This window comes from Saltatorellus ferox (assembly GCA_007751475.1).
GTDB lineage: Bacteria > Planctomycetota > UBA1135 > UBA1135.
This window is the reverse complement of the sequence record CP036434.1, coordinates 4,397,084-4,409,847: the sequence shown is the minus strand read 5'-3', so window position 1 is coordinate 4,409,847 and position 12,764 is coordinate 4,397,084. Positions and strand designations below refer to the sequence as shown.

The window sequence follows — 12,764 nt, the reverse complement described above, 5'->3', positions numbered from 1 at the left end:
AGCGATGGCGTCCACCTCTTCGTACGAAGCGTCCACCGGAGCACCCTGCAGAACCATGGATTTCATGCGGGGTTGGCGCGGTTGGCACCTGCTCGCCGCGATGGCGCTGGTCGTTTCCTGCAAGGGCGGCTCCTCTGGATCGGGCAGCGGGAGCGGCGCCGGCAGCGGCGACGGCAGCGGCGACGGCAGCGGAGGCGGCGGATCCATCCAAGTCGACGCGGATCTGGTCGCGGTGAGTATCGTCCCGGCCACCACGGGCCTCGAAGCGGGCGAGATGCTCGCGCTCTCCCTGTCCCTCGTCAATGAAGGGCCGGACGCAGTCACGGGCTTCCGCGTCGGCGCCTACCTCTCGACCGACGTGGTATTCGACGCCGCGGACACCCGCCTCAGCACCTGGACCTCGGCCGGCCTCGCCGCCGACGAGGTCTTCTCGACCTCTGGCACCGTCCAGATCCCCGTCTCGACCGCGGACGGTTCCTATCGACTGCTGCTCTTCGTCGACGACCTGAACGCCTTCGCGGAGACGGACGAGACCAACAACACCGTGGCCTCGAGCGTGGCGCTGAACGTCGCCCCCCCGAGTCACCCGGACCTCGTGGTCGAGTCGGTCGGATTCAGCCCCAACGCGATCGAAGCCGGCCAGACCATCACCGTCTCGGACACCGTGCGCAACCAGGGGATCGAGGCGTCAGGCTCCTTCCGCGTCGGGATCTACCTGTCCTCGGATGCCCTGGTGACGAGCGCGGACCTCCTGATCGGCCAGCGCTCGGTCCCATCCCTCGCCGTTGGCGCGACTGCGTCGGGCAGTGGGCCGATGACCGTTCCGATCTTCGTCTCGGCGGGCAACTACTTCGTCGGCGCCGTCGTCGACGACCTGGACTCCATCGTCGAGATGGACGAGACCAACAACGGCCAGGCGGCGAACAGCACGCTCTCCGTCGCGGCTGCGCCGCTCCCGGACCTCGCGCCCTCGTCGATCTCCTTCGCGCCGCTCACGGTCGATGCGGGCCAGCCGCTCACCGTCGAGGAGTCGGTTCTCAACCAGGGCGCGAACGCATCTCCGCTCTTTCAGGTCGGCGTTTTCCTCTCCCAGGACTCCACGATCGATCCAGCCGAGGACATCCTGGTCGGAACGCGCTCGATCTCCACGCTCCCCGTGGGCAGCGGATCTGGCTCCGGGCCGATGAGTCTCGTCATTCCCGGCAATACCCCGGGCGGTCAGTACTTCGTGGGCGTCTACGCGGATTCGTCGCTGATCGTTCCGGAGACGGACGAGGGCAACAACGGCCTCGTCGCGGCGAACCGCGTGACGGTGACGGTGCCGCCGCTCCCGGACCTCGTTGCGACGTCCTTCTCCTTCTCGCCGACCATCGTGCAGGCGGGCGGCGGAGGCGTACTCAGCATCAGCGACGACGTCGAGAATCGCGGCGTCGCGGACAGCGCACCCGTGCGGGTGTCGGTTTACCTGTCGACGGACTCCTCCGTGACGACGAACGACATCCTCCTTGGTTCCCACGATCTTCAGGCGCTCAGTCCCGGCGCGGGCGCGGGCATCAACGTCGACCTCTCGGTCCCCGGCGGAATCGCTGCGGGCTCCTACCGCGTGGGGCTCTGGGTGGACGACAACAACCAGCAGCCGGAGATCAACGAGGGTAACAACCTGATCGTCTCCACGACGTTCCTGGACGTCACCGGCGGCGGCGCCGCCGCGCCGAACCTCGTGTCCGAACTCTTCGATCCCGAACGAATGGTGTCGGCGCCAGGAGGCAGCTTCCAGGTCGTGACGCGCGTCAGGAACACCGGCAACGCCTCGACGACGCTCTTCCGCATCGGCGTCTACCTCTCCGACGACGGGGTGATCGAGCCCACGGACACGCGCATCGGCGATCGCCTCGTGCCGTTCGGTCTCGGTGCAAGCTTTGCTTCCGTGGCCAGCGCCCCCGTGTTCGTGCCCGCGAACCTGCCCGACGGCCTGTACACGATCGGGATGCTCGCCGACTGGCAGGGCGTCGTCGCGGAGTCGGACGAAACGGACAACGTGAAGGTGGCGCTCGGCCAGTTCGAAGTGCGCACGCCGCCGCCGCCGAGGCCCGAGCTCGTCGTCGCGTCCGTGACGGCGGTCGGTGCTGGACCCTTCACGGCCGGCCAGACCCTTCAGGTGGACCAGACCATCCGGAACGAGGGCACGGTGGACGCCGGTCCGCTCAGGATCGGGATCTACCTCTCCGACGACGCGACGATCGACACCACGGACACGCTCCTTGGAACGCGGACGCTCTCGGGGCTCCTCGCCGGGGCGACCGATGGAGCGACCACGTCGGTTCAGATCCCCGCGGGCACCGCGCCCGGTAGCTGGCGCATCGGGGCCTTCGTCGACGACCTCGGCGCGGTCACGGAGAACAACGAGAGCGACAACGGCGGCGTGGACCCGGACACGTACGTCATCCAGTAGCGGACTCACCTTTCGCAGAGGCCAACGCCATGAACGAACCTACCTACCCGCTCCCCCGCACAGCACAAACGCGGTCTTGCTCGGGACTGCCCGTCGCATGGCGCGGCCAGCGAGTCGTCCCGCTGCCGATCGCGGTGGCTGCGGTGCTGGTTCCTTTTCTGACGGTGTGGGCTGCGGCCCAGGCACCCGAGCAAGCGTCGGCCCGGGTCATCCAGGGAGCGGGCGCGGAGGCACGTCCGCTGGATGAACCCTTCGTGTTCCTCGGCCGCGACGTTCGAGTTCCGGACGACGACGGCGGGTATGTCGACGTCTGGGCCGTGCCGGCGGGCTGGGAGGCTGGTTTGCTCCAGCGGCGCGGAGCCGTACCTACAGGCCAGTCGATGAGCCCGCCGATGGACCAGCGCTCGCAGTAGCGCGATCTCGGCCAGGCGCATCTTCAGGGGCGAGGAGCTGCATGCCCCAGGACCAGTTCGGGCGAAGGTGCAGCCCATCCGTCGGCACCTCCAGCCACGCGGAGTGCGTGCTGCCGTTCCCGTACTCGATCCCGAACGTCACTCCGAGCGGGAACTCCGCCGAGCGCCAGTCATCGCCGGCCTCGTCGATGATGGATAGCTGAACGATCGGTGGTCGCCGCGTACGCACCCCGGAGTTGACCCAGGTGAACTCCGAGCGCAGGGTCTCCGCGCCGGGCCAGCCGATGAGTTCGACGTCGTGGACGATGAGATCCCCGAGCGGGCCGAAATGAAGCGTCTGACGGATGCCTTCGGAACGGGCCAGGCGCTGCTGCTCGAAGTGGAACGCGTCCAGCTCGGCCGCATGTCGCTCGCGAATGCGCTCGATCGATGCGCTCTGGCCCTGGCCGGTCGACGCACAGGAGAAGAGCGCAGCGAGCGCGAGGGCCACGGCGATCGATGGAGTGAAGCTCTGCATGGATGGGGGGGGCACGCGAAAGCGAGCGCGCCGCACCGCCATCATAGGGCTCTTTCGATCGTTTGCGGTGAACTCGAGGGATCAGCCGCCGACGCGGGACCAGAGGAGCTGGTCCTGGGCGGCGAGCCCACTGCGCGCGGTCGCCGGCCTGGAGCTGATGTCCGAGGGCTGCGAGAAGACCGCGTCCGCGGCCGGTACGCGCGCCACGCCGGAGTACGAGCCGCCGGCTTGCGCGGGGAAGTTCTGGGTCGCCAGAACCTCGCCGTCCTGGTTGATGAAGAACGCGCGGTGGCCGGTGCGGCCGTGGCTCACGGGCCACGCGTAGCAGGCCCAGAGTCGCTCCGAGTTCGTGGCGCCGGGCAGGGTTCCGGAGCGAGCGCCGCCCAAGGGGTCCTCGCCGATACCGTTGACCGGGGGCAGCGGGCTCGCATCGGGGAGGAACATCTTGAAGTAGTAGCCGCCTGCCATGGCGACCCCATCGGTTCCGTCGGAGACGATGCGCTCGAAGCGGACACCGAGAAGATCCGGGTCGAGGCGCTGGAGCGGCCCGCCCAGGGCCGGTCCCATCGCGGAGAACACGCGGATCGGCGTCGCGCCCGTGAGTTCGCCGAAGTAGCCCACCTCGCCGCCGCCGTTGGCGTTGGAATCGATCGCGCTGCAGGCGACGAGCTGGGCCTGTGCGGTTGCGATGTGCCGTAGGGTGGCGATTGCGGCGCTCTCGTTGGAGCTGGAGCGGGCGGCCACATAGGTCGGGATCGCCACGGCCGCGATCATGGCGATGATCGTGACGACGATGGTGAGTTCGATCAGCGTGAATCCGGCGCGGTCGTTTCTATGCATGGTTCTCCATTTCCCTCAGCCCCATGAAGGCGTATCGGATCGAACCTGGGTCACCCGTGAGGGCACCCGGGGAATCCCCAGGGCGTCCCGGAACGGGCCCCGGCCCATCGAGGGCCGTCCACGGACGAAGTGGACCCATCTGGCCCGCCCAGCGGGCACAATTCCGGCCATGTCGATGGACTCAGACGACGACCCTCCGAACTCCAGGCCGCTGGAGGCTCCGCCCCTGGACACCCGCTCGGAGCCGGTGCTCCGCGTTCTGCGCGAAACCTTCGGGCTCGAGGCCTTCCGGGGCCGCCAGGCCGAGGCGATCGACGCGGTGCTCGCGGGGCGCGACGTGCTCCTCACGATGCCGACCGGCGCAGGCAAGTCGCTCGTTTATCAGCTTCCGGCGCTCCTCGTGGAGGGGATCACGCTCGTCGTCAGTCCCTTGATCGCGCTGATGAAGGACCAGGTCGACGGGCTACGGCGCAGGGGCATCCGGGCGACGTACGTGAACTCGTCGATCTCCGGGAGGGAGCGCGCGAAGCGGCTCGACGCAGCGCGGCGAGGAGAGATCGACCTGCTCTTCATCACGCCGGAGCGCTTTCGGCAGCCCGATTTCAGCGCCGCGCTCCCCGAACTCCGGATCACCCGGCTCGCGGTGGACGAGGCCCACTGCATCAGTCAATGGGGGCACGACTTTCGGCCTGACTACTCGCGGCTGGGTCTCTACCGGAAGCAACTCGGCGGCGTGCCGGCGATCGCGCTGACCGCCACCGCGACGCCGGAGGTGGCGGACGACATCGCGGAGCGGCTGGAACTCAGGGATCCTCTGATCCTGCGCACGGGGATCGAGCGCGCGAACCTCTTCATGGCGGTCACCGAGGTGAACAGCGACGAGGAGAAGATCGACGTGATCCTGGAGCGCATCCTGGAGATCGGCGGCCCGGGCATCGTGTACTCGGCGCTCATCAAGGATCTCGAGCTCATGCACACCGAGCTCCTGCGCCGCGGTGTCCAGACGCTCGTCTATCACGGCAAGCTCTCGGCCGAAGAGCGCCGCGAGATGCAGGAGCGCTTCATGGCCTCCGATCGCCACGTGGTGCTCGCCACGAACGCCTTCGGGATGGGCGTCGACAAGGCCGACATCCGCTTCGTGCTGCACGCGCAGATTCCGCGGACGCTGGAGGCCTGGACCCAGGAGGTCGGGCGCGCGGGCCGCGACGGCAAGCCTTCCTGGTGCGAGCTGATCTACTTCCCCGAGGACATCGCGATCCAGAACACGTTCGTCCGCTGGGCCAACCCCACGCTGGAGTACGTCGTCATGGTCTACGAGACGATGGCCGCGTGGGGGGAGCGGCTCGCGATCAAGGACGAGGACGATCTGCGGAAGGAGCTACTCGTGAAGGAGCGCCGCGACAACCGGATCGGCATCGCGCTGAAGTGGCTGGAGGTGCTCGGAGTGACGCGCGGGTCGTTCGAGACGCACGACCTGGAAATCGCGCGCGCTCTGGATCCGGCGGAGCTTCCGGAGTTCCTCGGGAGCGGCGAGAAGCTGGACGACGACCTGCGCGCGCTGCTCGCGATGGTGGAGTTCGCCAAGGCGGACGAGCGTCCTCGCCGCGAGATCCTGGCGGAGCATTTCGGCCTGCCCTTCACCGCCGAAGAGGCGTTCGGCTGTGACAACACCGAGGACGCGGCGGCGTGGCGCGCCGAGCACATGGAGCCGCGTGCGGTGCGAACGGCCGAAACTTCTGGCTCTGGAGACGATCAGCGCACCTCCAGCGAGGACGACGAACGCGGGGTTCAGCCGTTCCAGCGCGGCGACTGGGTCAAGGTCGACGACCGGCACCTCGGCCAGGTCGTCAAGGTCGAGGGGACGGGCCGCGCGCTGCGCCTGACCATCGAGAGTATCGGCGACTTCCGCCGGAGGACCGTGGACCCCCGGCGGAAGCGAGTGGTGAAAATCGAAGGGACGACCTGATCGTCACCAGCGGCTCAGCGGACGCCGCTGGAGTGCCCGTTCGAATGACCGTTCGAATGGCCGTTGCTGATCCCGTGGCCGTTGGCCTCGTCGAGACGGGTCTCGCGCGAACCGGCGGTGTCGAACAGGGACGCCTCGCGCGGATCGCTCGTCTCCCGCAGCGGAATCGTCCGCAGGGAGAGCGGCAGGCCGGTTCCCAGGTCGAACTTGGCGGCCGTCTCGATCCCGATGCGCGCCAGCTCCTCGGCGCTGACGGCCGTATCCCAGGCCGCGTGCATCGCGCCCATGGCGTACTCGGCGCCCGAGCCGAACGCGTAGAAGCGCCGGTATTCCTGGACGGAGCGCTGGGGGTAGGCGCCGAACACGCCGCCCGGGGACGCGATGATGAGCTCCATGCGCATCGACTCGAAGTCGTCGCCCGAGTCCTCTTTGCCCTGCACGAAGTAGTCGTCCCTGAGCGCGCGTTGGAACGTGTTGAGGAAGTCGAAGATGCTGTCGATGTCCTCGAGGACCGGCAGCTCCTCGTAGCCCGCGACGAAGTGCTTGAGGACGAGCTGGGCGGAGGCGGGCCCCGTCGGCGCGACCCACGCGTCTCCAATCTGGACGAGCTTGTCGCTGTTGGCGATGAGGTCAGCGCTCTCCCGCAGGTCGCCGTAGGTGGCCAGGGTGTCTGCGGCGATGCAGACGAATCCGCTCTTCTTGGTAACGACGACGGTGGTCATGGATCAGGCTGTACAGCGATGGAAATGGCGGACGAATGGAAGGGCTCGAGCGGCTGGATCGAGCATGCGAAAATCTTTGGCGATTCGGGCGATAAGGCGAGGCCGCCCCTGGACACTAGCCGGATTCGGTCTGCTTGGAAGGGGGTCTGGAGGACTTCTCTTTGCAAGGATCAGGTCGGGGCGACCGGGGCCCCGGAAAGGGGCTTGGAGGGGCCGGGATGGGGCCGATGAGCACCTCCATGAGACATGGGACATGGTGCCGCGCTGCCTCACATCGAGGCAGGGCTGCGGTGGTTCGGGCAGGGGGGCGGAGCCGCCTCCGCATCCCCCTGGAGAACGGTCTCGACTCCCTCGGGTTGCGGGCCTTGCCGGTGATCTTGGCCGTCGCTTTTGGCGTGCCGCTCCTGGTTCTCTTCAGCGCGTGCGCGGCATCGGCTCCACCGGTCGACGAGTGGCTCGAACGTGCGGACCGAGCGTTGCTCTCGCGCGCCGAGAGGCCCTTGAGCGTTGAAAGTGAAGTACTTAGCGCTGCTGTGACGCACACGCCGGCGATCGAGGAGCTTCCCTTGTCACGGCGTTGGTCGACGCTCTTCGATGTCGACGAGATGGATCGTTGGCAAGCCGGTGTCTATGGCGACAGCGATGAACTCGACGTCCTGGAAGACGGCGTCGTGCTTCCCATCGGCGTCCCGTTGACAGGGATCACGTACCTCGATGAACCACCTTCCGGGAGCTACTCGCTCGAGGTCCAGGCGACGCGGCAGTACGGCTCCGACTTCTTCCTCGGCGTCACGTTTCCGGTTCGCGATGGACACCTCACGCTGGTGCTCGGAGGGTGGGGCGGAACGCTTTGCGGCCTCTCTTGCATCGACGGTGAGGACGCGTCGACGAATGCGACGCGAACGTACGTCGAGTTCCCGAATGGCAAACGGCAAACGGTGTTGATCGAGGTCGAAGACCACCGCGTGCGCGCGCTCGTGAACGGTGAAGGGATCGTCGATGTCGACCTGACCGGCAAGCGTCTCGGTGTGCGCCCCGAGGTCACGCCGTCGTTGCCGCTCGGGATCGCGAGCTTCGCCACGTGTACTGTGCTTCACAGCGTCCGCCTGGGAGTCCGGAGCGAAACAGTGGCTGAGTGAGCCATCCCGTTAGGGGAGAGCCCACGCGATTGCCCCTTCCCGTCGCCGCCCCAGGTTGACGGATCTCCCCCCCTGATGGATCCTTGGATCATGAGTCAGCCCAACTTCGTCCGTGTTCCCCGTCGTGTCGCTCCATTGGGCCTCCTCCGCTCACTCCGCTCTCGTGCCGTGGATTCGCTCCGCAGCGGACGCGCGGCGCTGATCGCTGGCCTTTCGCTGCTCCTCGTGGCGCCCGCCAGCGCGACCTGGTCGATCGTGGTCCTGAACCGCCTGACGGGCGAGGTGGCCGTCGCAACGTCGACGTGCATCTCGAATTACGACATCTCGACCGGCGTGCCCGTGATCCGCGTCGGCTACGCCGCTGGCGCCGCCCAGTCCTTCGTCGTGTCGAACGCGGCGAATCGTCGGATCATCTTCCGCAACTCCCTGCGCGGCGCCACGCCCCAGCAGCTCCTGGACTACATCGAGGCCACCGACGGCGGCTTCCAGCGCCGCCAGTTCGGCATCGTCACGTTCACCGGCGCGCCGGTGACCCACACGGGGACCCAGAACGGCGATTTCGCGAACGGCCTGACCGGCCAGTTCGGCGAGTACGAGTACGCGATCCAGGGCAACGTGCTCACGGGCAACAACGTGATCCTCGACTGCGAGGCGGCCTTCCTGAGCACGAACGGCGACCTCGGCGAGCGCATCGTGGCCGCGATGGAAGCCGCCCGCGACGCCGGCGGCGACGGGCGCTGCTCCTGCACGCCCTCGGACCCCGAGGGCTGCGGCTCGCCGCCCCCGAGCTTCCAGTACGCTTCCTACAACGCCTTCATGGCGATCGCGCGCCCCGGCGACCTGGACGCCCCCTGCTTCGGCACCACCGGCTGCGCCAGCGGCGACTACTACCTGCGCCTCTCCTACGTCGGTAACAACGCGTCCCAGGAGCCCATCGCGGCCCTGCGTGACCAGTACTCTGCCTGGCGCACGGGCCTGATCGGCGTCGCCGACCACGTGCTGTCGGAGGTCTCGGTGGGGGCGAACCGGCTCCAGGCCGACGGAGCGACCCGCACGCGCGTCGACGTGCGGCTCGTGGACGTCGACGGAGTGCCGCTCGTCGTCGGGGGCCAGGCTCTCTCGGTGACCCAGACAGAGGGAGACGCGATCGCGACCTTCGATAACTTCGTCGACCACGGCGATGGAACGCACAGCTTCGACATGGTCTCGACCTTCCAGACCGGCGACGGTTCGTTCGCGGTGCTGGTGGACGCGGGCGGCACGGCGCGGCCGGTGCAGCTCTACCCGCCGATCCAGGTGACCTCGGTCGCCCCGGCGGAACTCCTGATCGGCCGCGCCGAGCTGTCGGCGAGCGCGGCCCTTCCGCTGCCGCTCTACGTCAGCGTGGGAGCTGGGTCCGCGAGCGTGCCCTACCGCATCCTCGGCAGCCTCAGCGGGACCTCCCCGGGCCAGGTCCTCGGCGGCGTGATGGTGCCCCTGAACCCGGACCGCTTCTTCGACTTCACGCAGGTCTGGCCGGGCGGCGCGCCGTTCCTCGGGAACTCGGGTCTCCTCGACGGCGCAGGCCGCGCCGAGGCGCTCTTCGCGCCGCGCGCGGGCGGCTTCAATGCGCTGGTCGGCACCCAGATCTCCTTCAGCGCGCTCATCGGCAGCGCGTCGGCGACCCCGGCGGCGTCGGTGCAGATCACGCTCTGATCCGGGCCCGGGACGCGACCGCGCCGAGGCGTGGGCTCTACCGCTTCGACGTCTCCTGTAAGCCAGCGTCACCCCGGCGAATCTGAACCGACACAAACGGACCAGGTCCGTTTGTGTCGGTTCAGATCCACCGGAATGACGCCAATTCCTGGACGGTGAAAGCTCGGCCCGATCTTCGTTCAGAAGTCGATCCGCACCGCCTGGGTGAAGTTCGAGACCGTTCCGCCGCCCGTCGCGGCGTCCCGGTGCCACGCCTGGAAGGTCCACGTGTCGCCCGGCTGGATGGCGATCCGGCCGAGGTTCGGCGTGGGGATCGACGTGACATCGACGTTCAGGACGAACGTGCCGCTCCCTCCGGACTGCTGGATCTCCGAAGCCAGGTCGAAGCGGCCGACCGGGTTGCCGAGGCACAGCGTTCCCACCGAGCCGGGTACGGTCTGGTGGCTCGTCGAGGTGCGGCTGCAAAGGAACAGGCCGAAGGCCTGGGCCGGGAGCTGGCTGGAGCGCAGGCGAAGCGTGTTCAGGGCAAGATCCGTCGAGCCTTCGACTTCCAAGAGCCCGATCGCGCCGCTCGAGTTCGGGATCACCGGAGAGCACACCTGGCTGCCTAGCGCGCCGATCGTCTCGTTCAACGAGACGTACAGGGAGCGGTAACCCGAGCTGAAGGGGGTCTCCACCTGGACGATCAGGTCGAGGTCGCCGTCCCCGTCGCTGTCGAGGAGCGTGAAGTCCTGGGCACGGACTTCGAGCGGGTCTTCGACCGCATCGAAGAACGGTGTGAACTGAGCGCCGCCGAGGTTCTCGGACCAGCTCGGCAGCAGCGGACGATCATTCGATCCGATGAGCCGCGTCGTCACGAGATCGAGGTCGCCGTCGCCGTCCACGTCACGCACGTCGGCCGGGCCCGCTACCTTCTCCGGAACGAGCGTGGCGGCGGGCGCGAAGCCGAGGCTGCCAAGTCCCCGCGACCAGCCCTGCTCATGGGCGTCGTCCGCGTAGACGAGATCCTGCCGGCCGTCGCCATCGATGTCGCCTGGCACCGCCGCGGACTCGAACGGGCGCGAGAGCGTCACCACGTCGAAGGGCGGCAGGTAGGTGAAGCTCGCGCCGAACGGGCGGAGTTCGGCGATGGCGATCCGGCGATCGTAGGTGAGCACGAGATCCATGAGGCCGTCGCCGTTCACGTCGGCCGCGCGAACGCCCTGGGAGGCGGCCAGGCTTCCAGGGACCTGCTGGAGCACGCTCTGCCCGCCCTGCGGCGTGCCGAAAGAGTAGAAGAGGCTGGTGAAGGTTCCGGACATCACGGACCAGACGAGGTCCAGCCGTCCGTCCGCGTCCAGGTCGGCGGCCAGCAGCTCAGTGGGAGGCAAGAAGGTCGGGAGCAGGGTGGCCTCCGGACCAAACCCTCCCGCGCCGTCCCCGTACCGCGCCCTGAGAGCGGAGGCCGTCGGCGAATAGAAGACGACATCATCCCGACCATCCCCGTTGAAGTCACCAGCCACCGGAGCGGGGCCGTTCGCACCCACGGAGACGAGGTCCTGTTCGGGGCCGTAGTTGCCGTTCCCGAGGGCGGGCTTCCAGGCCACGCGTCCATCCTCGCGGTGCGTGACGAGGAGGTCGGCGGCGCCATCGCTATTCGCTTCGATGGGCTGAAGGGAGGTGTCCGCGAAGGCCTCGCCGACGATGCCCCGTTCGACCATTCCGTAGGGGCCTGCGGCCGGGACTCGTCCCTCGAAGACGCGCAGGAGCTGGCGATCGTCGGGCTCGAACGACTCATGGCCCACGACGTCGACGATGCCGTCGCCCGTGAAGTCGAAGGCCACGCTCGCGGCCGTCCGGAAGCTGTTCACCTGGATGGGGACGCCGAAGTTCATACCGCCGAGGTTGCGCGACTCACGATAGCCGGTCGCGGAGAGCGGGCTGAGGATGTCGAGCAAGCCGTCGCCGTCGAGATCCACCAGCTGGTGGGCGCCGCCGAGGATGTTGCCGGTGAACCAGCGGAGAGGGCCGAACGCTCGGGAGCCGAGGTTCTCCAGGGTCCCCGTCGCCGCGCCGTTGCCACCGTTCGCCACGAGGTCGAGGTCTCCATCGAGGTCGAGGTCACGAACGATGACGCTCTGCGCCTGGAAGCTGAGCGGGACCGAGGCGGCCTGGGTGAAAGGCAGGGCTCCGTTGCCGAAGAGGATCTGGGTCCCGGGGGTCGCCGTCCCGCCGGGCTCGATCCGGACGAAAAGGTCCACGAAGCCGTCGCCGTCGAAGTCCTCGGCGGCCACGATGGGGCCGCCAGGCGCGCCGGCGATGAGCTGATTCAGCGTGGTACCGGGACCGCTGGTGGTGCCGTCGAGGTAGACGAGATGGCCGCCGTCGAACCCGGCGACCACGATCTCAGGGAGACCGTCGCCGTCGAGGTCCGCGGCGTCCACGGCGAGCACCACGGTGGGGACGGTGGCGAGGTACTCGAACTCACCGAAGCCGCCCTGTCCGTCGCCCGCGCACCACCAGAACTCGGCCGGCCCGCTGGCGAGTCCGTAGCCGTAGGACACGAAGAGATCGAGCGCGCCGTCGCCGTTAAGGTCCTGGAGGATCCTGCGAACCTGTCCCTGGAAGCTGCTATCGACCCGCGTCGTCTCCCGGGCAATGGCGTGTACGTGGGGGAGCGCAAACTCCGCGCCACCGAGCCCGCGCGCGGCGGCCAGCCGCAAGGGATTCACGGCCGTCATGACGACATCCTCTCGACCGTCGCCGTCGAGGTCGGCGGCGTCGAGGTACCTGACCGTGCTCACACGGCCATCGAGGGGGTCGGGTTCTCCCCAGGGGGACTGCGAGAGGGCGGCGAGAAGGGTGACGGAGACGACGAGCATGGCAGTGTGGATGGGGGAGCCGAGCGTTGGGGGTTCGGAAAGAGCGTCTTGGCGAGGAGGGCGGCGGATAGCTAGTTTTCAGCGGCGGCGTGGTCACAGGGGGGACCTTCTCGATCTCCATTCCTGCAAAATGAATCTGGAGCAGCGGAATCTCGGCGC

General features: G+C 68.2%; 9 protein-coding genes. 5 read left to right on the top strand and 4 right to left on the bottom strand.

Annotation, left to right across the window (positions count from 1 at the left end):
- Positions 1 to 64: 64 nt before the first annotated feature.
- Positions 65 to 2,452, top strand: a complete 2,388-nt coding sequence (locus Poly30_RS15725; protein ID WP_419190241.1) for a CARDB domain-containing protein — start codon at positions 65 to 67, stop codon at positions 2,450 to 2,452.
- A gap of 29 nt (positions 2,453 to 2,481) precedes the next feature.
- Complete coding sequence (locus Poly30_RS15720; protein WP_145199008.1) at positions 2,482 to 2,865, top strand: hypothetical protein; 384 nt, start codon at positions 2,482 to 2,484, stop codon at positions 2,863 to 2,865.
- Here Poly30_RS15720 and Poly30_RS15715 read toward each other — a convergent pair.
- Positions 2,819 to 3,382: a hypothetical protein gene (locus Poly30_RS15715; RefSeq protein ID WP_145199005.1), complete on the bottom strand. Its 564-nt coding sequence runs from the start codon at positions 3,380 to 3,382 to the stop codon at positions 2,819 to 2,821. The two genes, Poly30_RS15720 and Poly30_RS15715, sit on opposite strands and share 47 nt — an antisense overlap.
- Before the next feature lie 81 nt (positions 3,383 to 3,463).
- Positions 3,464 to 4,222, bottom strand: coding sequence for a prepilin-type N-terminal cleavage/methylation domain-containing protein (locus Poly30_RS15710; RefSeq protein ID WP_145199002.1), 759 nt, complete (start codon positions 4,220 to 4,222; stop codon positions 3,464 to 3,466).
- A 169-nt stretch (positions 4,223 to 4,391) separates the two neighbouring features.
- Between Poly30_RS15710 and Poly30_RS15705 the strand changes: the two genes are divergently transcribed.
- Positions 4,392 to 6,188 carry a RecQ family ATP-dependent DNA helicase gene (locus tag Poly30_RS15705; RefSeq protein ID WP_419190240.1) on the top strand — a complete coding sequence of 599 codons (1,797 nt, stop codon included), beginning with the start codon at positions 4,392 to 4,394 and terminating at the stop codon, positions 6,186 to 6,188.
- A 14-nt stretch (positions 6,189 to 6,202) separates the two neighbouring features.
- Here the strand turns inward: Poly30_RS15705 and Poly30_RS15700 are convergent, their stop codons facing one another.
- Entirely contained in the window at positions 6,203 to 6,910 is a 708-nt protein-coding gene (locus Poly30_RS15700) for an Ntn hydrolase family protein (RefSeq protein WP_145198996.1), read from the bottom strand.
- Between the two features lie 605 nt (positions 6,911 to 7,515).
- On the opposite strand from Poly30_RS15700, the gene Poly30_RS15695 reads away from it, so the two are divergent.
- Together Poly30_RS15695 and Poly30_RS15690 are read left to right on the top strand one after the other, a co-directional pair.
- The gene (locus Poly30_RS15695) at positions 7,516 to 8,049 is read left to right on the top strand and encodes a LamG domain-containing protein (RefSeq protein WP_145198993.1); all 534 of its coding nucleotides are present in this window, start codon (positions 7,516 to 7,518) and stop codon (positions 8,047 to 8,049) included.
- A 90-nt stretch (positions 8,050 to 8,139) separates the two neighbouring features.
- Positions 8,140 to 9,744, top strand: coding sequence for a DUF1028 domain-containing protein (locus Poly30_RS15690; protein WP_419190239.1), 1,605 nt, complete (start codon positions 8,140 to 8,142; stop codon positions 9,742 to 9,744).
- A gap of 179 nt (positions 9,745 to 9,923) precedes the next feature.
- Here Poly30_RS15690 and Poly30_RS15685 read toward each other — a convergent pair whose 3' ends face one another.
- Positions 9,924 to 12,605: an FG-GAP repeat domain-containing protein gene (locus Poly30_RS15685; RefSeq protein WP_145198987.1), complete on the bottom strand. Its 2,682-nt coding sequence runs from the start codon at positions 12,603 to 12,605 to the stop codon at positions 9,924 to 9,926.
- Positions 12,606 to 12,764 lie beyond the last annotated feature (159 nt).